The 25,606-nt window shown below is 35.1% G+C and carries 24 protein-coding genes; 20 read left to right on the top strand and 4 right to left on the bottom strand.

Annotation, left to right across the window (positions count from 1 at the left end; translation table 11 throughout):
* The first annotated feature begins 171 nt into the window (after window positions 1-171).
* From sdaAB to Q0U74_RS04060, 9 genes are all read left to right on the top strand, one after another.
* Complete coding sequence (sdaAB, locus tag Q0U74_RS04020; RefSeq protein WP_297392821.1) at window positions 172-840, top strand: L-serine ammonia-lyase, iron-sulfur-dependent subunit beta; 669 nt, start codon at window positions 172-174, stop codon at window positions 838-840.
* Entirely contained in the window at window positions 841-1,722 is an 882-nt protein-coding gene (gene sdaAA / locus Q0U74_RS04025) for an L-serine ammonia-lyase, iron-sulfur-dependent, subunit alpha (RefSeq protein WP_297392822.1), read from the top strand.
* A 1-nt stretch (window position 1,723) separates the two neighbouring features.
* Complete coding sequence (locus tag Q0U74_RS04030; protein WP_297392823.1) at window positions 1,724-2,965, top strand: dicarboxylate/amino acid:cation symporter; 1,242 nt, start codon at window positions 1,724-1,726, stop codon at window positions 2,963-2,965.
* 130 nt (window positions 2,966-3,095) lie between these two features.
* Window positions 3,096-3,830, top strand: coding sequence for an elongation factor P 5-aminopentanone reductase (fabG, locus tag Q0U74_RS04035; RefSeq protein WP_297392824.1), 735 nt, complete (start codon window positions 3,096-3,098; stop codon window positions 3,828-3,830).
* 18 nt (window positions 3,831-3,848) lie between these two features.
* On the top strand, window positions 3,849-4,745 hold the full coding sequence (locus tag Q0U74_RS04040) for a diacylglycerol kinase family protein (protein ID WP_297392825.1): 897 nt from the start codon (window positions 3,849-3,851) through the stop codon (window positions 4,743-4,745).
* Complete coding sequence (locus Q0U74_RS04045; protein WP_297392826.1) at window positions 4,738-5,565, top strand: bifunctional 5,10-methylenetetrahydrofolate dehydrogenase/5,10-methenyltetrahydrofolate cyclohydrolase; 828 nt, start codon at window positions 4,738-4,740, stop codon at window positions 5,563-5,565. The genes Q0U74_RS04040 and Q0U74_RS04045 overlap by 8 nt, the downstream gene beginning before the upstream one ends.
* Window positions 5,566-5,640: 75 nt before the next feature.
* Window positions 5,641-6,543 carry an arginine deiminase-related protein gene (locus Q0U74_RS04050; RefSeq protein ID WP_297392827.1) on the top strand — a complete coding sequence of 301 codons (903 nt, stop codon included), beginning with the start codon at window positions 5,641-5,643 and terminating at the stop codon, window positions 6,541-6,543.
* Between the two features lie 300 nt (window positions 6,544-6,843).
* On the top strand, window positions 6,844-7,473 hold the full coding sequence (locus Q0U74_RS04055) for a redox-sensing transcriptional repressor Rex (protein ID WP_297392829.1): 630 nt from the start codon (window positions 6,844-6,846) through the stop codon (window positions 7,471-7,473).
* 45 nt (window positions 7,474-7,518) lie between these two features.
* Complete coding sequence (locus Q0U74_RS04060) at window positions 7,519-8,394, top strand: DNA-3-methyladenine glycosylase (RefSeq protein ID WP_297392830.1); 876 nt, start codon at window positions 7,519-7,521, stop codon at window positions 8,392-8,394.
* Between the two features lie 101 nt (window positions 8,395-8,495).
* Here the strand turns inward: Q0U74_RS04060 and Q0U74_RS04065 are convergent, their stop codons facing one another.
* The gene (locus Q0U74_RS04065) at window positions 8,496-9,650 is read right to left on the bottom strand and encodes an aminotransferase class I/II-fold pyridoxal phosphate-dependent enzyme (RefSeq protein WP_297392831.1); all 1,155 of its coding nucleotides are present in this window, start codon (window positions 9,648-9,650) and stop codon (window positions 8,496-8,498) included.
* A gap of 151 nt (window positions 9,651-9,801) precedes the next feature.
* Between Q0U74_RS04065 and murA the strand changes: the two genes are divergently transcribed.
* From murA to Q0U74_RS04105, 8 genes are all read left to right on the top strand, one after another.
* Window positions 9,802-11,049, top strand: coding sequence for a UDP-N-acetylglucosamine 1-carboxyvinyltransferase (gene murA / locus Q0U74_RS04070; RefSeq protein ID WP_297392832.1), 1,248 nt, complete (start codon window positions 9,802-9,804; stop codon window positions 11,047-11,049).
* A 21-nt stretch (window positions 11,050-11,070) separates the two neighbouring features.
* Entirely contained in the window at window positions 11,071-12,600 is a 1,530-nt protein-coding gene (locus tag Q0U74_RS04075) for an ABC transporter substrate-binding protein (RefSeq protein ID WP_297392833.1), read from the top strand.
* 66 nt (window positions 12,601-12,666) lie between these two features.
* A complete protein-coding gene (locus tag Q0U74_RS04080) occupies window positions 12,667-13,596 on the top strand; it encodes an ABC transporter permease (RefSeq protein ID WP_297392834.1) in 930 nt (309 codons plus the stop codon).
* 7 nt (window positions 13,597-13,603) lie between these two features.
* Window positions 13,604-14,446 (top strand): ABC transporter permease, encoded by an 843-nt coding sequence (locus tag Q0U74_RS04085; RefSeq protein WP_297392835.1) that lies wholly within the window; start codon window positions 13,604-13,606, stop codon window positions 14,444-14,446.
* Between the two features lies 1 nt (window position 14,447).
* Window positions 14,448-15,404, top strand: coding sequence for an ABC transporter ATP-binding protein (locus tag Q0U74_RS04090; RefSeq protein ID WP_297392836.1), 957 nt, complete (start codon window positions 14,448-14,450; stop codon window positions 15,402-15,404).
* 4 nt (window positions 15,405-15,408) lie between these two features.
* Window positions 15,409-16,209, top strand: a complete 801-nt coding sequence (locus Q0U74_RS04095; RefSeq protein WP_297392837.1) for an ATP-binding cassette domain-containing protein — start codon at window positions 15,409-15,411, stop codon at window positions 16,207-16,209.
* 83 nt (window positions 16,210-16,292) lie between these two features.
* The gene (locus Q0U74_RS04100; RefSeq protein WP_297392838.1) at window positions 16,293-16,973 is read left to right on the top strand and encodes a metallopeptidase family protein; all 681 of its coding nucleotides are present in this window, start codon (window positions 16,293-16,295) and stop codon (window positions 16,971-16,973) included.
* Window positions 16,966-17,814 (top strand): DnaJ domain-containing protein, encoded by an 849-nt coding sequence (locus Q0U74_RS04105; protein WP_297392839.1) that lies wholly within the window; start codon window positions 16,966-16,968, stop codon window positions 17,812-17,814. The genes Q0U74_RS04100 and Q0U74_RS04105 overlap by 8 nt, the downstream gene beginning before the upstream one ends.
* Window positions 17,815-17,938: 124 nt before the next feature.
* On the opposite strand, the gene Q0U74_RS04110 is transcribed toward Q0U74_RS04105, so the two are convergent.
* From Q0U74_RS04110 to Q0U74_RS04120, 3 genes are all read right to left on the bottom strand, one after another.
* The gene (locus Q0U74_RS04110; RefSeq protein WP_297392840.1) at window positions 17,939-18,709 is read right to left on the bottom strand and encodes a hypothetical protein; all 771 of its coding nucleotides are present in this window, start codon (window positions 18,707-18,709) and stop codon (window positions 17,939-17,941) included.
* Window positions 18,702-19,274: an RNA polymerase sigma factor gene (locus Q0U74_RS04115; RefSeq protein ID WP_297392841.1), complete on the bottom strand. Its 573-nt coding sequence runs from the start codon at window positions 19,272-19,274 to the stop codon at window positions 18,702-18,704. Before Q0U74_RS04115 ends, Q0U74_RS04110 begins: the two co-directional genes overlap by 8 nt.
* A 93-nt stretch (window positions 19,275-19,367) precedes the next feature.
* Window positions 19,368-20,933 carry an SH3 domain-containing protein gene (locus Q0U74_RS04120; protein ID WP_297392842.1) on the bottom strand — a complete coding sequence of 522 codons (1,566 nt, stop codon included), beginning with the start codon at window positions 20,931-20,933 and terminating at the stop codon, window positions 19,368-19,370.
* A gap of 129 nt (window positions 20,934-21,062) precedes the next feature.
* On the opposite strand from Q0U74_RS04120, the gene Q0U74_RS04125 reads away from it, so the two are divergent.
* The 3 genes from Q0U74_RS04125 to cas3 all read left to right on the top strand — a co-directional run bounded on the left by Q0U74_RS04125 (window position 21,063) and on the right by cas3 (window position 25,553).
* The gene (locus Q0U74_RS04125) at window positions 21,063-21,965 is read left to right on the top strand and encodes an alpha/beta fold hydrolase (protein ID WP_297392843.1); all 903 of its coding nucleotides are present in this window, start codon (window positions 21,063-21,065) and stop codon (window positions 21,963-21,965) included.
* On the top strand, window positions 21,966-22,904 hold the full coding sequence (locus tag Q0U74_RS04130; RefSeq protein WP_297392844.1) for an NAD(P)-dependent oxidoreductase: 939 nt from the start codon (window positions 21,966-21,968) through the stop codon (window positions 22,902-22,904).
* 81 nt (window positions 22,905-22,985) lie between these two features.
* Window positions 22,986-25,553: a CRISPR-associated helicase Cas3' gene (gene cas3 / locus Q0U74_RS04135; protein WP_297392845.1), complete on the top strand. Its 2,568-nt coding sequence runs from the start codon at window positions 22,986-22,988 to the stop codon at window positions 25,551-25,553.
* The last annotated feature ends 53 nt before the right edge of the window (window positions 25,554-25,606 follow it).

A 25,606-nucleotide genomic window follows, 5' to 3' on the forward strand; every position in this document is an offset into this window, starting at 1 on the left:
ATCAATACTGTAATAGATTAAATTAAATGATTTATTTTCATACAATATAAAATCTATTTATAATCAACTATTGACTAAAAATTTGTTGTTTAGAGGGCTTAGGAATGTTAAATTTAATTCACAAATTTAACACTTTATGCTAAAATAGAATAGCAAGGAGAGGGTTAAATAATGAAAGAATATAGTTCCTTTGAAATCCTTGGACCCATAATGGTTGGTCCATCGTCATCACACACTGCAGGCGCTTGCAAGATTGCAAGAGTTGCTGCAAAAATTTGTCCTAGTAATTATGAAAGCGTGGAATTTTATTTGCACGGTTCTTTTGCATATACATATAAGGGTCATGGCACTGATAGGGCACTTTTAGGCGGAATAATGGGCTTTAAGACCTATGATAATTCTATTAGAAGGGCTTATGAGATTGCTGATGAGAGAGGCCTTAACTACTCTTTCATCCCAATGAATTTAGGAGAAGAGTATCACCCAAATACAGTTAAAATAAAATTTAATTATAAAGATGGAAGTAGCGAATATGTTATTGGCTCCTCAATTGGCGGAGGCAATATGATAATCGTTGACATAAATGGAATAAAGGTTGAATTTGATGGCAAATTTCCTACATTTTTGTTCCAATATAATGAACAAAAGGGCGTTATCGCCGAAGTTTCCACAGCTTTAGCTAATGAAAATTACAATATTGAATCTATTAACACATCTAAGGATATGCTTACTGAAATTGTAACCCTAACTGTTGAGCTAGACGAAAATGCCAATGAAAATTTAAAAAATCTTTTGTTAAATAATCCTAGATATTTAACTTCAAAATATGTGGAGGTTTAAATGTTAAATACTGCTAAAGAAATTGTAGAAGTATGCGAAAGTGAAAATCTTCACCTTTATGACTTAGTATTAAAGGGAGAGACAAAGACCCTTAAAATGACTGAAGAAGAGATGAAGAAAAAGCTTCAAGATATTTTAGATGTTATGAAAGCTTCATCGCATGAAACACTAGATAAAACTTACGACACTGAATATAAAATGATAGACGGCTTTGCAAAGAAGATGAACGACTATCAAAAAGAAAAAGATCCTTTAACTAGCAAATTTCTAGTTAGGACAATGGCTATGGCCTTTTCCACATCTGAAACCAATGCAAATATGGGAACTATTGCAGCAGCGCCAACTGCTGGAAGTTCAGGTATTATGCCTGCAGCCTTAATGGCAGCAAGAGACAAATATGGTTTAGATGACGAGACTTTAATAAATGGACTTTTGACATCAATAGGAATAGGGCAAATTATTGGTAAATATGCAACATTTGCCGGTGCTGAAGGTGGATGCCAAGCTGAATGTGGTTCTGCCAGTGCTATGGCAGCAGCTGCATTAGTAGAGATGCTTGGCGGAAGCGTAGAAGAAGCACTAAATGCAGCCAGCATTACACTTATTAATGTAATGGGGCTGGCCTGCGATCCAATTGCAGGACTAGTAGAGTATCCATGTACTTTTAGAAATGCCTCAGGTGTTATGAATTCTTTCATATCAGCTGATATGGCCCTTGCAGGTATTAAATCTATTGTACCTTTTGACGAAGTTTGTCAAGCAATGGGTGAAGTTGGGCATCTACTACATGAATCAATTAGGGAGACTGGTCTTGGCGGGCTAGCAGGTACAAAAACCGGACAATGTATTAGAGCCGAGTTTTTGAATATTAAGGAGGATTAAAATGACAGAAAAAAAGAAAAAAATAGGTCTAATTCCTAGACTTATTATAGCTATTGCACTAGGTATTATTGTTGGTCAATATTGTCCAGCAGTAGTAACTAAAATTGCAATCACAATCTCTGGATTATTTGGAAAGTTCTTAAACTTCATTATTCCATTGATGATCATCGCCTTTGTATCTAAAGGTATTGCAGACCTATCTGAAGGTGCTGGTAAACTTTTAGGAGTAACTGTTGCACTTGCTTATGCATCTACACTAGTTGCTGGATCTTTATCCTACACTATGGCAAGAAGCATATTCCCAAGCTTTATTAAACCAGAACTTGCAGATCAAGTTCAAAAGGCAACTACAAATGAAATTGCACCTTTCTTTGAAATTCCACTAGGAGCTTTCATTGATGTAACAGCAGCACTTGTACTTGCATTTATGCTAGGACTTACAGTTTCAGCACTAAGAGCAAAGGGAAGCGGAGAAGTTTTCTATAAGGGAATTAACGAATTCAACGAAATCATAAATTTAGTATTAGCTAGATTCGTAATACCTCTACTTCCATTCTTTATCTTTGGTAACTTCTGTAACCTATCATATTCAGGTTCAGTATTTGCAATTCTTGCAATATTCTGGAAAATATTCCTATGCATTATTATTTTGCATTCACTTTACATGGTTGTTCTATTTACAGCATCAGGCGCATACACAGGAAGAAATCCTTTCAAATGCTTAAGAGCAGCAGTTCCAGCTTACTTAACAGCTATAGGAACTCAATCTTCAGCAGCAACTATCCCTGTAAATGTTGCTTGTAACAGAAAAATGGGCGTAACAAGACAAATTAGAGAATTCTGTATCCCACTTTGTGCAACAGTTCACTTAGCTGGATCAATGATTACTTTAACAGCTTGCGTATTCACATTACTTACAATGTTTGATATGCCTCACTCTTTCCCACTAATTCTTAAATTTATCGGTATCCTAGGAGTTGCCATGGTAGCAGCACCAGGAGCACCTGGTGGAGCAGTAATGAGTGCACTTCCATTCTTACCAGTAGTAGGAATTGAATCATCAGGAACACTTGCTACAATTTTAATTTCACTATATCTAACTCAAGACTCTTTTGGTACAGCAGCTAACGTAACTGGCGATAACGCTATTTCAATGGCAGTTGAAAAAATCTATTACAAGTACATTGTAAAAAGACCTATTCCAGAAGAAAACTTCGAAGAAGAAGCAAGACTAGATATTTAACAAAAATGCATATTTACCTAGAAAAAACTATGTCTCTGACATAGTTTTTTTGCTTTATAAATTTTTTTATGTCTATCTAATTAAAGAATTAAAATAAATTTGCTATAATGAGACTAAAGGTTGGTGTGACATGAAGACTGTACTTATAACTGGTGCCTCAAGAGGTATTGGCAGAGACATTGCCAAGAGACTGGCAAGAGAAGACTATAGAATTATAATAAATTACAATAAATCTGAAAAAGAAGCAAAAAAATTAGAAGAAGAAATTAGAACTATGGGAAAAGATGCCCTTGCCATAAAGGCAGATGTGACAAAATTTTCTGAAGTGGAAGAAATGTTTCATGAAGTTTCAAAAAGATTTAAGGGCGTTGATATACTCATAAACAATGCAGGAATTTCTAGCTATGCACTTTTCCAAGACATTGACGAAAAAACTTGGGATAATATTTTTGATGTAAATGTAAAGGGAGTTTACAATTCCATTCACGCAGCTCTTCCCTATATGTTAGAAAAGCATGCGGGAAAAATTTTAAATATGTCATCTATTTGGGGCATAGTTGGTGGCTCCATGGAAAGTCATTACTCTGCAAGTAAGGGCGCTATAAATGCGCTTACAAAGGCCCTGGCACAGGAACTTGGCTACTCTGGCATAACGGTAAATGCTATTGCGCCAGGCGCAGTTGATACACCAATGACCAAGGAAATAGGAGAAGAAAACTTGTGCATTTTATCTGAGGAAATTCCCATGGGTAGGCTTGCTACCACTGAAGAGATAGCAGAGCTAGTTGCCTTTATGATTTCAGAGAAAAATTCCTATATGACAGGACAAATTATTTCGCCTAACGGCGGCATGATAGTTTATTAATAAAGAGAGGTACTTATAATGAAGATTTTATTTATTTACAATCCAAATTCTGGAGATGAAAGTGGAGAAGAGTTTATTGGAGAAGTTCAAAAGTATTTAGAAGGATATTTTGAAGAAGTAATTTTAAGGGAGACAAAAAAAGAAGGCGACGGCACAAGGTTTGTAGAAGAGACAAAGGATATTGATGCTATTGGAGTTTATGGTGGTGACGGAACTGTAAATGAAGTTTTATTGGGCATGCATAAAACTTCTTCAAGGGCTAAACTTTTAATTTTGCCAGGGGGTACGGGAAATTTATTGGCAAAGAAACTTGGAATAGATGATGACAAGGAAGCTGCCCTAAGATCCTTTGACTTTAAAAGGACAAAGAAGATTGACCTTGGCAAGGTAAATGATAAGATTTTCAGCCTCTTTGCATCAATAGGTGCAGTGCCAGAGGCAATCCACGAAGTCTCCTCAGAAGAAAAGTCAAAATTTGGTGGTCTTGCCTATATAAAGAAGTCCATAGAAAAATTAGCTTCATCAGAAGAATATAAGCTCCAAGTAAAATCTGATGGTGGAGATTATTCTGGACCTGTGGATCACTTAATAGTTGGTCTTACAAATAAAATTGGAAAATTAGAATTTACCCAAGAAAACGAAGAGATGAATAGTGGCAAGGCAAACTTATTTATACTTACAAGGGACACCCTAAAGGACAGACTAGAAGCTTTAAAGGATTCCATAGCTGGAGAAGTTGAAGAGGGAGAAAATGTCCTTCACTATACAGTTAAAGAAGTTGAAATAGATTCCCTTGACGGTGAAAAAGTTAGCCTAGATATTGATGGAGATAAGGGACCAAGCTTGCCAGTTAAGATAAAAATTTTAAGAGAAAGAGTGGAAGTATACCTTCCAAGTGAGGTGAAAGATGACTAAGATTTTATATGCTAAGGATTATGTTGATAAAAAAAGCTGTGACTTAATAGAAAGGGTAAAAAAATTAAAATCTAAGCCAATTATTTCTATAATAAGAGTGGGCAATGACTACGGCAGCCTTGCCTATGAAAAGGGAATAAAAAAGACGGCAGAAAAACTTGGCATTGAGGTTGATGTAAAGGAATTTGCAAAAGATTCCAGCCAAGATGAAATCATTGATGCAATAAAAAAGTTAAATGATGATGAAAGTATTGGAGGCATACTTGTCTTTAGACCTCTTCCAGAAAATTTTGACGAAGAAGAAATTTCTCTTGCCCTAGATCCAAAAAAAGATGTGGACTGCATGCATCCCTTAAACATGGCGAGAGTTTTCGGTGGAGATGTCAGTGGTTTCACTCCCCTTGCCCCAAAGGCAGCCTATGAGCTTTTAAAATTTTATGGCTATGATTTAAAGGGCAAGGATACTGTTATAATCAACCACTCCAATGTTGTGGGTAAGCCCCTTGCCATGCTTTTATTAAATGATCTTGCCACAGTTACAATTTGCCATGTGGGCACAAGGGACTTAAAAAAGCACACAAGGTCGGCAGAAATTATTTTTACGGCCATGGGTCGCGCAGAAACTTTAGACGAGACTTATTTTAATGAAGATGCTCTTGTAATTGACATTGGCACTTCAAAAAATAAGGAGGGGAAATACAGAGGCGACCTTGACGAAAAATCTGTAGATGGAAAAATAAGTGCCTACTCACCAGTTCCCGGCGGTATAGGAAGCATCACCAACTTACTCTTACTTGAAAATGTAATAAATTATTATTAAAAATTTTTGGCTCTCCAAATTTTCTGGAGAGCCTTTTATTTTTATATTTGTTATAATAAAAATAAGGAGAGATAAATGATAACGAATAAAGTAATTTTAGTAAGGCCCTATGCCTTTAAGTACAATAAAGAGACAGCCCATGACAATGCCTACCAAGAGCGCCCCAGAGAAAATATAGAAGATGAAATAAAAGAGAGAGCCTTAAGGGAATTTGACCAAGCAGTTAGACTTCTTCAAGAAAATAAAATTCATGTTGATGTAATAGAAGATTTTGATGAGTCTACACCAGATTCAATTTTTCCCAACAATGTCTTTGTGACCTTCCCAGGAAAAGTTTTTGTATCAGAAATGTACACAGAAAACAGAAATAAGGAGTACGAAAAAATTCTTCCCCAGCTAAAAAAAATTATTGATTACGACAAAGCCCAGGTAATTGATTTTAGAAATGATGAGGGAAAAGTTTTAGAAGGAACAGGCGCTCTTGTCATAGACAGGTGGAAGGATATTTGCTACGGCTGCCTATCAAAACGCTGTGACGAAAATGAATTTTTAAAATTTGCCAAGGTCTTTAATCTTAAGCCAGTGGCTTTTAGGGCAAGGGACAAGGGCAAGGACATTTACCACACAAATGTGCTTATGATGGTGGCAGAAAAGTTTGCCATTATTGCAGATAGTTTGATTACTGAAAATAGAGAAGAAGTTTTAAAATCCTTAAGAGATTCTGGCAAGGAAATAATTTCTCTTTCAGAAGATGAATTTAATAATTTTGCAGCAAATTCTATTGAACTAAGGGGTCAAGACAAAAATATTCTTGTGATTTCAAAAGCTGCCTATGATGCCCTAAGTGATGACCACAAAAAAATAATTGAAAAGTACGATGAAATACTTCCAATTGATGTTGAGACAATATCAAAATATGGCGGCGGGTCCATAAGATGTATGATTGCCGAAAATTTTTTTGACTTAAGAAGGCCTTGATGTGAAAATATTTAAGTGTCTGGGATTTATAATTTTTGCAATTTTTTGGTCAAGTGAAATCCCAAAAAATTTTAAAAACTATAAAAAAGACAAGTCTAGGAATAATTTATTGCCGGTCTTGGGAAAACTTATAATGGTCCTAGCTTCTATAATCTTGGCAATAGGAGTTTATCTTTAAAAGTTAAAAGAAAAATATCATTAATCAGATAGTAATAATAAAACAATAATAAAAAGGTAAGCTTCCTTTAATTTACAAAAATAGCAAAGATTGTTATAATATAAACAATTGGGGGTGTAAATTTGCCTAAGAACGCAAGGGGCATTTCTGAAACTGTTATAAGAAGGATGCCAGTTTATCATAGATATTTAAAAGAATTAATTGATAGCGGAATTGAAAGAGTTTCTTCCAAGGAGCTTAGCCGCATCACTGGCTTTAGTGCGTCACAAATTAGACAGGACTTAAATAATTTTGGCGGCTTTGGCCAACAGGGCTATGGCTACAACACCAAGGCTCTAAAGGAACAAGTGGATAAAATTCTAGGAATAGATAAGTCTTACAAGAGCATAGTCATAGGTGCAGGCAGGCTTGGACAGGCAATTGCCAGATACAAGGGCTTTAGAGATTCTGGCTTTAATGTTATTTCTCTCTTTGATGTAAAAGATGACATGGAAGACATAAGTGGCATCAAGGTTAGGAATATGAAGGACCTGGAAAAATACATAAGAGATGAGAAAGTTGATGTGGCAATTATAACTGTGCCTAAGGAATTTTGCCAGGATGTGGCAAAAAAAGTTATAGATGCAGGCGTTAAGGGAATTTGGAATTTTGCGCCCTACGATTTAAAGGGACCTGAAGGTGTAGTAGTTGAAAATATTAGACTTAACGACTCTCTTTTAACCCTTTCTTATTTTATGAAAGAAATTAGCTGACCTATTATTTATTAATAGGTTTTTTATTTATGGGAGAAAATTTTAATGAAGATAAATTTTGATGGAGATCTTTGCCTAATAAGTGAATTGGATGAGTTTGACCCAAGGGATATTTTCACCTGCGGTCAAGCCTTTAGGTGGTATGAAGAAGCTGACGGATCCTTTACCTTTATAGCTCATGGAAAAGTTGCCAATGCAAAAAAAGTTGGCGGAGAAATTTTCTTAAGGGGAGTGGACAGGACTTCCTTTGACGAAATTTTTTATAATTACTTTGACCTTTCTCGGGACTACAAACTTGTAATGGAAGAGCTTGCAAGAGACGAAATTATGAAGAATGCAACGGAATATGGCAAGGGCATAAGAATTTTAAACCAGGACAAGTTTGAGACAATTATTTCCTTTATAATTTCTGCAAATAATCAAATACCCAGAATAAAAAATGCCATTGAAAAAATTTCTGAAATGTATGGAGATTATCTTGGTGAAGACGAAAATAGAAAATATTATTCCTTTCCAAGTGCTGAAAAATTATCTCAAGCAAGGCCAGAGGACCTAAGAGAATTTGCAAGAGTTGGCTTTCGCGATGTGAGAATTGTTGAAACGGCAAATTTAATAAAGGATGGCTATGTAAATTTAGATGAAATCGACAAGATGGACCTTGAAGATGCCAGATGCGCCCTTCAAGTTCTCCCAGGAGTTGGACCAAAGGTTGCCGACTGCATCCTCCTCTTTGCCTTTGACAGAAAGGAGTCCTTCCCCGTTGATGTTTGGATAAAGAGAGTTATGGAAGAACTTTATTTAAAAGAAGTTACGCCAAAATCAAAAATTGCCATGAGGGGTCGAGAAGTCTTTGGCAAAAACGCAGGCTTTGCCAACCAATACTTATTTTATTATGGCAGAGAAAACAAGTTGGGAAAGTAATAAAATATTAAAAATAAAGAAGCTCTTGGAGGAATATAAATTATAAAAATTCCTCTGAGAGCTTTTATTTTGCATTTGCTATACTGAATTTCGCTTCAGTATTATTTTTTAAAAATTTCTAGCCTTTCTATCCTATCAAAGGCTTCATTTATTTTGTCCTTATTGACTGTTACTGCAATTCTTATAAAGCCCTTGCCAGCTGGTCCAAAGGCTTCGCCGTTAATTAAATTTACATGGGCCTTTTCTAATATTTCCCTTAGGACTTCCTTTGTAGTCATGCCTGGCACAGAAATTTTTGGAAAGATGTAAAAAGTTCCTTGTGGCTTTAAAACTTCTACATGCTTTAATTTTTTTAGTCTCTCATAGGCTAGATACATTCTCTCCTTGTATTCTTCATAGAGGGGTGGGCAAATCGTCTTTCTATTGGCAATGCCAAGGGCACCTGCGTGCTGGCAAATTGTTGGCACTGAATAGACTATGTTCTCGTGAATGTAGGTCATGGTCTTTATTAAGTCTTCATTGGCAAGGATGGCGCCAAGCCTCCAACCAGTCATGACAAAGTCCTTGGACATGGATGTAATTGAAATTACATTTTTAAATTCTTCGTCGTAGGAAATCATTGGCTTAAATTTGATCTCGTAGGAATAAATTGTGTAGATGTCGTCGCAAATCACAAGAATATTGTATTTTTTTGCCATTTCATAAATTTCTCTTAGAGTCTCGTCACTATAAACTGCGCCCGTTGGATTGTTAGGCGTATTTATTATTAAAGCCTTAGTTTTTGCAGTGATTAATTTTTCAATTTCTTTTGGCTCAAGCTTAAATTCATTTTCAAATTTTGTTTCATAAATTACTGGCAGCCCCCCTGTCATTTCAATTTGGTCGGGATAGACGCTAAAGTAGGGCGAAGGCACAATGACTTCGTCGCCTGGATTTATTATTGCCTCTAAAATTATATAAAGGGCTTCAGTGCCAGACATGGTAATTAAAATTTCCTTGGACTCGCATTTTACTCCGTAGTCCTCCCAGTAGGCCTTGGCGATTTCTTCTCTAAGTCCAAGGTAGCCTTGGGGGTCTGCGTAGTGAGTGTAGCCCTTCATCTGTGAGTCGTAGGCTTCTTTTATAATCATGTCATGAGTCCTAAGGTCTGGGTCACCCACGCCAAAATTTATAAAGTCAGGATATATGCTTGAATAGTCAGTGGAATAAAGTGACTCTTTAATATTTTTATATTTTTCTTGGATAAATTCTTTCATATTTCTTCCTCCATCAATAATATCTTAACACAAAAATTTTTTATTTAAGGTCATGTTTTTAATTCCTTAAACATTCAAGATGTCTATGATATAATTAAATAAATATAGATAAAATAATAATCGTCATAAATAATATATAGGAGGAATCCTTTTGGATAAAATTTTAGTAAAACCCAATGGCCCACTAAGAGGCAATGTAAGAATATCAGGTGCAAAAAATGCTGCTCTACCTATACTTGCAGCTACAATACTTGGAACAGAAGAAATTATTTTGGAAGATGTGCCTGAGCTTAAGGATGTTGAAATAATTACAGAAGTTTTGAGAAAACTTGGCCTTAAAATAAATAAGGAAGGCAACAAACTCATAATCGACCCTTCTGGACTCAATTCTTATAAAACAGATTACGATCTCATGAGCAAGATGAGGGCATCCTTCCTTGTCATGGGACCCCTTCTTGCCAAGCTAAATAGGGCATACAACTCTCTACCTGGCGGCTGCAACATTGGCTCAAGGCCAATTGACTTGCACTTAAAGGGCTTTAGGGCCCTAGGCGCCAATATAGAAATGACTCACGGAGAGATTAAGGCTGAGTGCGACAAATTAGTTGGCACGAGAATTTACTTGGACTTCCCTTCTGTTGGTGCAACTGAAAATATTATGACAGCTGCAGTTTTGGCTGAAGGCGAAACTGTAATGGAAAACTGCGCCATGGAGCCAGAAATTGTTGATTTGGCAAACTTTTTAAATAAAATGGGCGCCAAGGTAATGGGAGCAGGAACTTCAACTATAAGAATTAGGGGAGTGGAAAAGCTAAGAGGTTGCACTCACCAAGTTATTCCAGATAGAATTGAAGCAGGCACTTTTATGGTGGCAGCTGCAATTACTGGCGGCGACATCACAATCGAAAACATCATTACTTCTCACTTAAAGCCTGTCATTGCAAAGCTAGAAGAAACTGGGGCAAAGATAATTGAAGAGGACGACACAGTGAGAGTAATTGGCAATGATGAAATAAAGCCAATTGAGATAAAAACTCTTCCTCACCCAGGTTTCCCAACAGATTTACAGGCACAATTCATGGCACTTTTAACTCAAGCCGATGGACAATCCTCTATTATTGAGACAGTTTTTGAAAATCGCTTTATGCACGCCGAAGAGTTAAAGAAGATGGGCGCAAAAATCAAAGTAGTAGATAGAGAAGCTATACTATTGGGTAAGAGTAAACTATACGGATCCAAGGTTGCTGCAACAGACTTAAGAGCAGGAGCTGCCCTTATACTTGCAGGACTCGTTTCTGAAGGTGAGACAGAAATTTCTGAAATTCATCACATTGACAGAGGTTATGAAAAAATTGAAGAAAAATTTAGAAATCTTGGAGCAGATATAAGAAGAGTATAGAAAATAGAAAGGAAGATGATAATGAAGAAAAAATTAATTATAGGAATGCTTTTAGTCCTATCCCTATTTATGGTAGCTTGTTCCAATAAAAAAGAAGAAGCCCAAGGGGAAGGCAAGGTCTTAAAGGTTGCAGTTTCAGAAGATACGACAACACTTGAGCCAAATGCACTTTCTGATGACTATGAAGAAAATATTTTAATTCAAGTTTACGACACTTTAGTTAAGAGAAATTCTAAGGGTGAACTGGTAAATTCTCTTGCAGAATCTATTGAAAACCCAGACCCACAAACTTTTAAAATTAAACTTAGAGAGGGAGTTAAGTTCTCCAATGGAGACCCACTTACTGCTGACGATGTAATCTTTACACTTCAAAGAGCAGCAACAAGTGACAGATACAAATCTTTTTATGGAAAAATTGATGCAAATTCTTACAAAAAAGAAGATGATTTAACTTTCTCCTTTAAATTAACTGAACCTGACGCTGCCTTTTTAAATTCACTTTCACATCCAGCAGTTTCAATTTTATCTAAAAAATATGTTGAAGGCGGAGCAGATCTTACTAATGCACCAATGGGAACAGGACCCTTTGTCTTAGATGAGTGGATTCAAAATGACCATGCGACTTTTTCTGTAAATGAAAATTATTGGGGCGACAAGCCAACAATTGCTGGCATTGAAATGAAGGTTATACCAGAAGCTTCACAAAGAATTATTGAACTTGAAAGTGGTGGAGTTGACCTTGCTTATAAAATCGACCCAAGTGAAATTCCTAACATAGAAGAAAATAAGGACCTACAACTTTTTAGGAGATTAGATAATTCAATTCACTTTATAGGATTTAATGTAGCTAAGGCTCCTTTTGACAAGTTGGAAGCAAGGGAAGCTATGGTAAATGCCATTGACACTAAGACAATTTTTGAAACTGTCTACATGAACAGTGGAAAGCTTGCAACAAGTCCAATAAACCCTAACTTCAAATATTCTATTGCAGATTCATTAAAGCCAAATGCAGTAAATAAAGAAAAGGCAAAGGAACTTTTTGCTGCAGCAGGAATGGGTCAAGGAACAAATCTTAAAATTTATACTTCTGACAATCAACAAAGAGTTAATGTTGCAACAATGATGCAAGATCAATTAAAGGATTATGGAATTGGTCTTAGCGTAGAAAGACTTGAATGGGGTGCCTTTGTAGATGCTGTTAGAAATAAGGAACATGATATGTTTATTATGAGTTGGAATCCATCAATAGTAGATGCTCATTATGAACTTTTCCAACCTTTCCATTCTGAAAATAAAGGTAAGGAGCCAAATGTCACATTCTTTGGAAATGAAGAACTTGATAATTTAATTAAAGAAGGTATTTCAACTATTGACGATGCCAAGAGAGCTGACATCTATAAGAGAGCCCAAGAGCTTATCAATAGAGAATATCCATGGCTTTATATCTGCTATGGCGAGACACTTGTTGCTGGTTCTAATAAAGTAGAAGGTCTTGATCTTCTTCCAAAATATCCACAAGAACTTAAAGATGTAAAACTTTTAGAAAAATAATTTTTTTAAATTCACCAAGGTCTTCTTTGGTGAATTTTGTCTTTTCTACAGAAGAAAGGATTAGATATGACTAAATATGTATTAAAGAGACTTTTAATATTAATACCTACACTTCTTGGAGTGAGCTTTATAGTTTTCTTGCTCCTTTACTTGTCGCCAGGAGATGCTGCCCTTGCTGCAGCTGGACCTAACGCACCTAAGGAGACAGTTGATGCTATAAGAGAAAGTCTTGGACTAAATAAGCCCTTTATAGTTCAATATGGAAATTACTTAAAGGATTTAATTTTTCACTTTGACCTTGGCAAAAGCTATCAGTCAGGAAGATCAGTTTCAGAAGCCCTATTAAGAGTTTTTCCAACAACTTTAAAACTTGCAGGAGGCGCCCTTGTCGTTGCCATAATTATGGGCATAACTTTTGGAGTAATAGCAGCCCTAAAGAAAAATACTTTTATTGACTCAATGATCACAGCTCTTGGCATGGTTGGACTTGCAATGCCAATTTTTTGGTCAGGACTTTTACTTATAATTGTGTTTTCAACAAAGCTAAAGATTCTTCCAGCATCAGGTTTTTCTTCCATAAAGCACATGATCCTGCCTTGGTTCGCCCTAGGCTTTCAGTCATCAGCTGTAATTATGAGAATGACAAGATCTGCCATGTTAGATGTCCTAGATAAGGACTACATTAGGACTGCCTATGCCAAGGGACTTTCCAAAGCAAAAATTATTTTTGTCCACGCCCTTAAAAATGCAATGATTCCGGTTATAACCACTATTGGGCTTCAAGCAGGTGGACTTCTTGGCGGAAGTATTTTGACAGAAACAATTTTCTCCATTCCAGGCATTGGTAGACTAATGGTGGACTCCATAAAAACTCGTGACTATCCAATAATTCTTGGGGCAATAATGCTTATTGCCATAGTTTATTCTGTAATTTCCATTATCGTTGACATCCTCTACGGCTTTATCAATCCAAGAATAAAGGCAGACTACAAGTAGGTGAATCATGTTAAAAAGATTAAAAACATTTTTTAAATATTACAGGAGAAATAAAGTTGCAGTAGTGGCACTGGTCCTATTAATTCTCATAATTTTTGCTGCAATTTTTGCCGACCTCCTTTCACCCTACGACTACACAGAGCAGTTTCCCAAGGATAATTTTTTGAAGCCAAGTAGTGAACATCTAATGGGGACAGATAACTTTGGACGAGACATATTTTCGAGAGTCCTTCATGGAGCTCAGGTTTCTCTTAAAATTGGCTTTACATCTGTAATTATTTCCACAGTAATTGGAGTAATTATTGGTGCCTTGGCAGGTTATTACGAGGGAATTTTTGATGCCATAATTATGAGAGTCATGGACACAATCTTATCTATTCCACAACTTGTCCTTGCCATTGCCCTTGCTGCAGCCCTTGGTGGCGGCATGAGAAATTTAATTTTGGCAGTTTCCCTATCTTCAATTCCATCCTATGCCAGGATAGTCAGAAGTCAGGTCATGTCTGTAAAAAATTTGGAGTACATTGAATCGGCAAGGCTGGCTGGAGTAAAAACTTTTAAATTAATTTTTGCAGAAATTCTACCCAACTGCTTTGCGCCCATAATTGTCCAAGCAACAATTGGCGTTGGTACTGCCATCTTATCTGCAGCTTCCCTTTCCTTTATTGGCATGGGAATTATGCCGCCAGAAGCAGAGTGGGGTCAAATGCTTTCTGAAGGGAGAGCTTATATTAGAAATTATCCACACATAACTCTATTCCCAGGCATGGCAATTGCCATAACAATTTTACTTTTAAATATTGTTGGCGACGCCTTAAGAGATGCCTTTGACCCAAAGTTCAGGAGGTAGTATGTTATTAGAAATAAAGGACCTTGAAGTTTTTTTCAAAAGCTCCCAAGGCATAGTAAAAGCTGTAAATAAAGTTAATATAAATACTCGTGAAAAAATGACAACTGCCATAGTAGGAGAATCTGGCTCGGGAAAGTCTGTAACAACGCTCGCCATTATGGGCCTTCTGGACAAGTCCTCTCTTGAAAAAATTTCTGGTGAGATAATTTTTGAAGGAAAAAATCTTTTAGAGTCTTCTCCAGAAGAATTAAGGCACACTCGCGGCAATGAAATTTCTATGATTTTTCAAGAACCCATGACTTCACTAAATCCTGCCCTAAAGATTGGCTATCAAATGTCTGAAGTCTTTAGAACTCACTTTGACATGGATAAAAAAACTGCCAAGGAAAAATCGTTAGAGATGATAAAAAAAGTTGAAATAGGTAGGGCAGAAGATGTCTACAATTCTTATCCTCACGAACTTTCTGGAGGCATGAGGCAGAGAATTATGATTGCCATGGCACTTTCTTCTTCTCCTAAACTTTTAATAGCAGATGAACCTACAACTGCCCTTGATGTTACCATTCAAAAGGAAGTTTTGGAGCTCATGAAAAAATTAAAGGAAGACATGAATACTGCCATAATTTTTATAAGTCACGATCTTGGAGTTGTTTCTGATATAGCAGATTATGTAAATGTAATGTACGCGGGAAAAATCGTGGAGAGGGCGAGGGCAGAAGATATATTTAAAAAGCCCCTTCACCCTTACACCAGAGGACTTATAAGGGCAATACCTACTGCCCACAAGAAAAAAGACCAGCTCTACACAATTAGGGGGTCAGTTCCAAATCCAATTGACCTTCCAGAATCCTGCTACTTCTGCGACAGGTGTGACGAGAAGATGAAAATTTGCCAGGAAAAAATTCCTGAAGAAGTGGACATTGACGGTCACAAGGTATCCTGCTTTTTGTATAGGTGATAAAATGAAGGACGAAATTATTTTACAAGTTAAAAATTTAAATAAAGAATTTAAAATTAGCGGCGGCAAAAGCTTTAAGGCAGTTGATGAAATTTCCTTCGACCTAAAAACTTCTCACACACTTGGCGTTGTTGGCGAGAGTGGCTCAGGTAAGTCAACTCTTGCCAGGTGCATCATGGGACTTTATCCTGATGCCAGCGGAGAAATAATTTATAATAATAAAAATATTTTAAAGGAAAATCAGAGGGAATTAAAGGTCTATAGAAAAGATGTGCAGATGATTTTTCAAGATCCCTATTCCTCACTTAACCCAAGAAAAAAGTGCAAGGACATAATTGCATCGGGCATAAGAAATCTATTGGGCGAGAAGGACAAAAAGAAAATCGAAAAAAAAGTTTTGGAAACCATGGAAATTTGTGGTCTGTCAGAATATCACATGGAGAGGTATCCCCACGAATTTTCTGGAGGGCAGAGGCAGAGAATTTCCATTGCCAGGGCTCTTGCCGTTGACCCAAAAATAATTGTGGCAGACGAGCCCACTTCTGCCCTTGATGTTTCCATTCAGGCACAAATAATAAACCTTCTTGAAGATCTGCAAAGGGACTTGGGTCTATCCATGATTTTTATTTCTCACGACCTTTCCGTTGTAAGACATGTGGCAGAGGAAGTCCTCGTTATGTATAAGGGCAGATGCGTGGAATATAATGAGTCTGAAGAAATTTTTGAAAACCCAAAAGAGGACTACACAAAAAAATTATTGTCATCAGTGCCAGGCAAGACTCTGGCTCAAGTGGAAGATGTGTAGAAATTTTTCTTCCTGGGTATTATAATTAGATAAAGTAGATAAAACTGTAGGCTTCTACAGTTTTTTATTTTGGAGGTGAAAAGATGCTTAATGAAGAGGGCAAAAGAATTTTTTTTAGCGACCAAGAAAATAATATTGACCTTCCACTTGAAATAATTGAGGATATTTATGACAAAAGAGAAGAGAAAATAGATTTTAAATCAAGTGATGATGATCCAAAAGAAGAAAACTTTACTCATAAAGATTTAAAGGAGAGTCAAGAAGAAAACCCAGAAGAAGTTCAAAAGGAAGATAAAGAAGTCAATTCAGAAGAAACTCAAGATGAAGTTCAAGATGACAACCAAGAAGATGAGGATTTATTTGATGAAAATAAATATGATCCCTATTACTTGGAGAGAATCGACGAGGTTCAGGAAATGTTGGAAGAAATTTGCGAGTCCATACCTTCTTATGCCTACGAGCATCTTAATGGTGGTATAATTCTTACAGAAGAGGCAAAGTACCACGAGGAAGCCTATGCAGAGGACCTTGTCATCATGGGCGAGTACCAAAGATCAATGCTTGGCAACATGATAAAAATTTATTATGGGTCCTTTATGGACATGTACAGATTTTCCTCAAGGGAGATCCTAAGGGAAAAGTTAGAGGAAGTTCTCCTCCACGAATTCACCCATCACTTGGAGTTTCTTGCCAATGAGTGGGGACTTGTAATTGAAGACAATAAATTTTTAGAAGAATATAGAAAAAGGAAGCAAAATGAATAAAATTTTAGGATATTTTTATAAGGGTTTAGGCAAATTTTTTGACCTCATCTTAACTTTTTTAATTGTAATAGTTAATATTGCTGTTGATTTATTTTCAGCCATAAGAAGATTTTTCTTATATGTACTTTCCATGGGCGGCTGCTTGATAATATTTTTACTTTTAAATCCCTTTGCCTGGGCTGGCATTGCAAGAAATAAGTGGCTCTCAACTCTAATCATGCTGGCTATTGTTGTGCCCCTACTTGGCAATGTGTCAGAATCTTTTTTGAAATACATACATTATATGGTGACAGAATTTTTCTACGACAGGGCAGATCATTATCTGCTTGGTAAGGCTAATGAATTTGAAAGTATTTCTGGCTACGGCAGGGCTTATTGGGAGAAAAAAGAAAGGGAAAGAATTAGACAAGAGGAAGAGAGAAGGAAGAAGAGAGAGGAAGAATTTAGAGAGAGATTTAAAGATTTCGGTGGCTTTACTTGGACGACCTTCGACGACTTTTCTCAGTTTGATGAATTTTTTAGGCAGCAAGGTTATGGCGGCTTTTATGAAAATCAAGGCGGCTCTTATGGAAATAATTATGGCGGCTCCTACGGAAGCGGGCAAGGAGGAAGCTACGGCTTTAAGGACCAATACGAAAAAGCCTGCGACACTCTCGGCGTAAATTATTCCGCAGACAAGTATGAAGTGAAGCTTGCCTATAGGAAGATGGCGAAAAGATATCACCCTGACTTAAACAAAGAAGAGGGCGCCAAGGAAAAATTCCAAGAAATAAATGCAGCCTACGAATTTTTAAATGACTCAAATATTGAGATGTATAAAAAAATGTCTGGGGCAAATTAATTTTATTTGATATGAAAATTTAGACAAAAAAAAGGACCACGAGGGTCCTTTTTTAGTGCTTAGATTTTTAAAAATTATAACTATCTACTATTTAAGAAAAATGTTTTAACTAACTTTGAAAAAATTATTTTATAATTTCTTCTGCCATCCTATAAAATTCGTTCACGTCCATATTATCTCCAGCCATTAAAGAATATTGAATTCCCTTGTAATCAAAGCTTAGGTGCTTTGATGCTTTTTCTTCTCTTTTATCTGAGCCAATGCCTAGGTTAAAGAATGGATCATTTTTTGACCTTTCAAGTTCTTCTTTTGTTGCATCTTTTTCATCTGGTAAAAAGACACTTTCTAATCTTGAATAATAAACTTGCACGCCATTAATTTCTCTCATTTCTTGATGAGCTTGTTCTGAAGTAGGTATTGAACTTTTTGGATACTTGTCAATTGAGAGCATTACTTTGTCGTCTGCTTCGTTTTTATAGGTTACATCAAACGCCTTTCTCTTATTTATTTGTGCTCCAGTATCGTCCATATCTGCCATATTCACCATTGTGATTCCGTCAAATTTATATTCACCTAAGCTTTCTGGTGCTTCTACGTCAAAACCTGCCTTTTTTTCAGCCTTAGCCAGGTCAGTGTAATTTGTGTAGTTGTAATATGATGTTGAAGATGCAATAGTTCCAGTAATTTTTCCTGCTGCAAATACGCCTACTGAAAGGACAAGGGCAGCAGCTGCCACTAATACAAATTTCTTTTTCATTTTAAATTCTCCTTTTTCTTCTGTTGACTTTACTTCTAAGTCAATTTTATTTTTTAGGTAAGCAGAAGGAGCAGAATTTTCCACGCTTTTTTCTAATTTGTCTTTTATATACTCATCAAAATTATTAAAATTATTCATAAATACTCTCCTTCTCGCCAAAGTCTTGGTCGACTTTCATTATTTCTTTCTTTAAATTTTTTCGAGCTCTAAAAAGTCTAGACTTAACTGTACCCTGAAAGGTCTTCAAGATTTTTGCAATTTCTTCTATGGAGAAGTCGTCGTAATAAAATAGGACTAGGACTTCTCTTTCCTTGGGATTTAATTTTAAGAGGGCTGATTCAACTTCATTATTTAATACAAATTCATCTTCTCCACTTGAAATAAGCTTTGAGTCAGCCTTTTCCAAAATAAATTCGTCTGGAAATTCTCTCTTTCTATTTTTATATCTGGTGTAGCAAGAATTTTTTAAAATTGAAAAAATCCAAGGTCTTAATTTGTTAAATTCCTTCAAGTTATTTATGTTTTTGTAAATAGAAAAGAAGGTGTCTTGGAGGACATCTTCTGCCTCCTCCCTATTTCCCAAGATGAGAAGGGCAGTTCGGTACAAGCTTAAGTAGTATTCTTCATAGAGGAGATCAAAGGAATCTTTGTCGCCCTTTTTTAATTTTTTAAAATTTTCTATGCTAAATTTTTGGGGATTCATTTTAACCTCCTTTGGATGCATCTACTTATAAGACTATTTAGGATGCGAAAAGGTTCATTTTTTTCAAAAAAAATCTCCACCTAAGTGGAGAAATTAATTTAAAGTCTTATCTGATATCCAGCCCCTCAAATTTTCACCAGAGATGCTGGACTTAACTTCTACATGGCACCAAATTCTCTTGCCCTGCTCGATTTTTGTCTCTAAGACATAGAGTTCAGTTCCCTTTTCCAAAATTTTTATAATTTCAGAATCTACACTTGCTTCCTTTCTTAAGTTTGCCTTTTCTGTGGCAACATTTCTGTAAGTGTGTAGAAGTTCAGAAGATTTTTTTGCAGTTTGGGCTGCATCGGTGTAGTCATTTTCTTTTTCAAAACTTTCTGTTTGATCTTTATCTTTGTTTATATCAATGGCGTTTTTGCTTTCAATTTCTTTTTTTAGGCTTGTTGCCTTCGCAGATTCAGGCACGACGGCAAGGTACGAATTTAAGAGGAGCATTGCTTCATTTACCTTGTTTTCCTTATAAGTGTCCTTTACTTTATTCAAAATTATATTGTCTATGGAGAGAAGTTTATCTTGAGCTGAGTTATAATTTTTCTCGTCTTCTTGAATTACCTTTTTAAAATTGTAGGCTGAGTCAATATAATTTTCTTCCTGGTAAAGTTTGATGCCCTTTTGGTAGAAGTCATCAGATTGAACTAACTTCTTTAGTTTTTCCATTTCATTTGAAATTTCTGGACTAGTCTTTTTCTTTGTAGCTTCCTTGTATAAGTCCAGTGCCTCTTTGTATTCGCCACTTAGGGCAAGTCCCCTTGCATCTTCAATTTTATTTTCGTTTCTCGTTATCACAGCAAAATTAATTATAAATAGAGAGATTATGGACAAAATAATAATTAAAACTATGGAGAAAAATATAATCTTTGCAGAAAATTTCTTTGGTTTTTTTGTAGTCACTTCATTAGTTCTATCAACTTTGAGGCTCTCTGTATTTGGAGCAATCTTTGAAAGGTTTGTCTGAGTCAAATGAGTCTCAAGGGTCTTTAAATTTATATCTGAAGTTGACCTTGTGTTTTCAATTACATTTAAAATTTTTGAATTAATAAGGGGTTCAGTCAAATTATTTAGGACAAAACTTTTATTTCTGCCACAAAAATCACATTCGCTCTTATCCTTTTCATTAATAAAACCACAGGCGCATCGCCAAAAATCAATTCGATTTTCACCATAAGTTTTAATTCCCTCGCCAAGAGTTTCCTTTATTTGTGCACGCTTTTTTTCGGGAATGACTGGCAAATTCATGTCATGTTTTTTTTCTGAAGAGGTATAAGTTTTTCCGTCGCAAGTGTACTTTGATATGTAAATGTCTATAGCCCTTGCCTCATAAAATCTCTCGTCTAATAAAAAGGGCTCCAAAAAATATCTTTTATAGGGCTCAATATTTACTGCTTGAGAAAAATAAAACTCTCTGCCATTAAAGAGATAGGACTTTTCAATGGACTTAAACTTTACGGCAAATTCAATGTTTGTGACAAAGGAGTCCTGGGCATTTAAGACATCAATTGCTAGGGCAAAATCTCCGCTAGTGAGTTCTGCGTTGGCAATTTGAATTTTTTCATTTGTATTAAAGCTAAGTTTAGTTGGCAGTGTTCTAAAAAAACTCATAAAGACTCCTTTCTATCTATTACTTTATTACTTAATTATAATCTACTTGAAAAATTTTTACAATATGGCTTCTATTTACTAAATTAGACCTTTAGCATATAATTTAATTATATGGAAGGAGAAGGTGAAATGAATTTAAAAGAAAAATACATAAAGCTCAAGGACGAGGAAATTTTTTATCTCGAAAATGAAAGCAAATCTGACAAAGATATTTTAATGATTCATGGAAATATGTACTCATCTTCTTGTTTTATTGAAATTATAAAAAAGTTAGAGGACTACCACATATTTGCTCCCGACATGAGGGGATATGGCAAGTCTTCCTATAATAATAAAATTACTTCAATTGATGATTTTGTTTCGGACATCAAAGAATTTATTTTAAAGCTTGACATAAAAAACTTTACCCTAGTCTCATGGTCTCTTGGCGGTGGAGTCGCCCTTGAACTTGCAAAGGACAAAGATATAAAAGACAGAATCAAAAATCAAATTTTTCTTGCACCCTTTGGCTACGCACCCTTTAGGACCAACGGCGCAGATATTTTGACAAATAATTTTCATGAATATTTAAATAATTTTGACTTCATAAACCCTCAAAAAAACCTAGAAATCATAAAGGGGCTCATGACTTTTAACTTAAACTTAATCGAAGACAGCTTTGCCAGCATGGGCATGACGGGAACAGAATTAAAAAAAGACAACATAAGAGTTTTATTTAAGACCTTTATCTACAATGTAAAATTGCCAGAAAAAGAAGAGTTTGAGAGAAATGTAGAGTCGGCAATTAGGCAGAGAAATTTAGATGAAGTTGCAGGCATCTTGAGAGATTATAAATATCATGGAGGAAAGCTAGAGATGAAAAGCCTAGTCCTTCATGGCTATGATGACAAAATAATATCTTACATGGATGGAAAATTTTTATCAGATGAAATTGGCGCAAAATTTGAAAAGCTAGACAATTGTGGACACTCTGTAATGACTGACAAAAAGAATTTAGTAATAAAAAATATAAAAAAATTTGTGGAGGAATAAATGAAAGTACTATTAGGCCAAGGCATGGCAAGAAAATATGGCGACACAATAAGAAAATTAGGTTATGAGGTAATTGGCTATGACGAAAAAAATCCCAATGCAGAGGAAGATTATGGCGAAGACATATTAATTGGCGCAATAAATTTAGAAAATTTAAATTACAAGGACCACAAAAATTTAAAGTACATCTTTTTGACATCAGTGGGCATTGACTTTTTGGACTTAAATTACATTAAAGAAAAGGAAATAATATTATCCAACAACAACGGCGCCTACGACGACCCCATAGCCGAATGGATTGTCTATGGACTACTTCAAATAGATAAGGAAGACAGAAAAAATATAGAAAACCAAAAGAAAAAACTTTGGAATAAGAGAAGTTTCTCACACAACCTATATGGCAAGAAGGCAATATTTTTGGGCACAGGCACAATTGCCATAGCAGGAGCAAAAAGGCTTAAGGGCTTTGACATTGAGCTAAGTGGCTTTAACACCAGCGGAAGAAAAGTTGAGCCCTTTGACAATGTCTATTCAATAGATGAGCTTGACCACATACTTCCACAAATGGACTACATCATAATGTGCCTGCCAGGAACAGAAAAAACTCATCACATATTAAATAGAGAAAGATTTAAAATCCTAAAAGATGGAGTAGTTATAGTAAACATATCAAGGGGAGCAACAATTGACGAAGAGGCACTTGTAGAAGCACTTGAAGAAGGAAAAGTAAGAGGGGCAGCCCTAGATGTCTTTGAAGAAGAACCCCTAGATGAGTCATCACCACTTTGGGACATGGATAATGTCTACATCTATCCACACATTTCCTTCTCCTGCGAAGACTTGGGCATAAGACAGTTTGAAACAGCCTACCAAAACCTAAAGGCCCTAAAAAACGACGGCGACTTCAAAAATATAGTAGACTTCGACAAGGGTTATTAATAATAAAATAAATTGGGGAAGAGTTTGTAATTTATATAAATAAGTTGCAAACTCTTTTGTGCATAAAACAAGAGGTGCGAAATGTTAGATAAATTATATGCCCATATAGATCAGGGAAATTTAAGAAAGGTGCAGACTTTATACTCTCATCTTTTTAACACAGCTTGCGAGAGCAAAAAGATTGGTGAAAAAGTTGAAATAGAAAATATTTCTTTTTTACTTGGTCTACTTCACGATATTGGTAAAGCAAGTACAGATTTTCAAGAAAAGATCACAAAAAATTCAAACAAAAGGGTAGACCACTCAAGCCTTGGTGGACTATTTGTTTTAAAGATTTATAAAGATATTCAAAGTGAATTTAAAAATGCCTCTAGTGATTACATATTAGAACTAAAAGAAATTTTAATGGCTGATAAAAGCCTTATTTCTGAACTTAGTGATTATACAAATATTTTGATTTACACAATAATGTCTCACCACGGTCAATATGACATGGTTCGAAAAAATGAAGATATGGCTTATGTTTTTACTAGCCTTGAAAGAATGAAAAAAATCAAAAAATTTGAATATAAGTTTGGAATTAGTGGCAGCGAAAGTTTTGACATTGATGAATTTTATATTGAGACTCAAAAGTTTTTTGAAGCTAAAAAAATTAATATAAATAGAATATTTTGCAAGGGCTTTTTAGAGTATGCAAAAATTTTAGAAAAATTAAAAAGGACAGCTTCCGAGTACAGCCAAGAGAAAAGAGAAGAGGCAGTTTATTTTTACAAGGCAATGCTCATAAGACTTTTAGTTTCTATACTAAAGTCAGCAGATATTAAAGATACAATAAATGCTTTTGGTGAAATAATTATTGATGAAGATGAAAATAATTTAAAAAAAGTTATAAAAAATTTTGAAAAAAATGTGGATGAAAAATACAATTCCTTTGGTGAAGCTCTTGGAGAATTAAACATTTTGAGGAATAAAATTTCAGAGGACATATTAGAGAGATCTAAGGAAGATAGAAATGGAATATATAAGTTGGATTTGCCAACGGGTGCAGGTAAGACTCTTTTATCTTTAAGATATGGAATAAATCAAATGAATTATCAAAATAAGGAAAGATTTTTTTATGTGACATCCTTTCTTTCTGTCTTGGAACAAAATGCATCCGAGATGAAAAAAGTTTTAAATAATGACAAATATGTATTGGAGCATCATTCAAATGTAGTAGATGATGAAGAAGAAGCTTCAATTGATGACAAAGAGGATTCAATTGAAATAACAAGAAAAAGATTTCTATTAGACGACTGGACATCGCCAGTGGTCCTAACTACAATGGTGCAGTTTTACAATTCCTTATTTAAGGGGAAATCAGCAAATCTCACAAGGTTTAAATCCTTTATCAATTCTGTAATAATTTTGGACGAGTGGCAATCTATTCCAACAGAATTTTTATATTTGACAAATTTAGTTTTAAATTTTATGAAAATTGTCATGAGGGCAAATTTTGTACTTTCAACAGCGACTCAACCTACTAATGACTATGATGCTCTTAGCCATAAACTTTTTTATGGAGATTTATCGGGCAAGAATAAAGACATCATTGAGCATAAAAATTATGATTTTTCAGCCTTTGAAAGGGCAAAATTAAAAATTTATGGCGACATAAGAAAAATGTATGGAATAGAAGATATAAAAGACCTTGTATTAGAAAATTCTGACAAATCAAATTTAATAATTCTAAACACAAAGTCTGTTGTAAAAAAATTATACGATTTGTTAGAAAAAGATTATGAGGAAGGAGATCTATATTACTTAACAACAAACTTAACTGCAAGCGACAGGCTTAAAAAAATTGATGAGATTAAAAAAAGATTAAAAGATGGAGATAAAATTTGCCTTATTTCAACTCAGCTTATTGAAGCAGGAGTCGATGTGGATTTTGATATGGTTATAAGGTCTTTATCAGGAATGGATTCTATAATTCAAGCCATGGGTAGATGTAATAGAGAAGGGAAAAAAGAAGAGGCTTATACCTATCTCATTAAACTAGACAATACTGAAGAAAAAACTTCTCTCTTAAAGGGAGTTGATAAAAGAAAGAGTGCCTGTCAATCTGCCTTTGAAAGTTATGAATATGATTTTGATATTAAAGATTTAACTAAAGAGTATTTTGAAAAACTATATGCAAATTTGGAAAAGGATAAATTTTCTCCAGTTTTAGAATTGTTGGCTGAAAACAAAGATAAATGTGATGCTTTGAAAAAAACTAAAGAATTTGTAATGCTTAAAGGATATTTAGTTTCAACAGAATTAGAAATGCCAATAGATTTATTCCAATCATTTAAAGAAGCATACAAAGATTTCGAGTTAATAGAAGAAAACCAGAAAGCAGCTGTTGTAAATTATGCTGAAACTAAGGAAGAAATTGAGAGGATTTGGCAATTAGAGCAGGAATTTTTAAAAAATTATAACCCGAAGGACTTAAGAGAAATTAAAATTATTTTAAAAAAATTAAATAGACACACTGTATCGGTGCGAGAAAAAGATTTAGGTTCTTGCGACAAGATACTTGATGGAAAAGTTTATATTTTACCTCAAGAGTATTACGATGAAAAATTTGGGGTAAACTTTGAAAATCCTGGAGGATTTTTTATGTAGAAAAGAAAAAGACCCATTAGTAATAATTGGGTCTGTTCTCAATACAAGAATAT

This window comes from uncultured Peptoniphilus sp. (assembly GCF_946998875.1).
Lineage (GTDB): Bacteria > Bacillota > Clostridia > Tissierellales > Peptoniphilaceae > Peptoniphilus_A.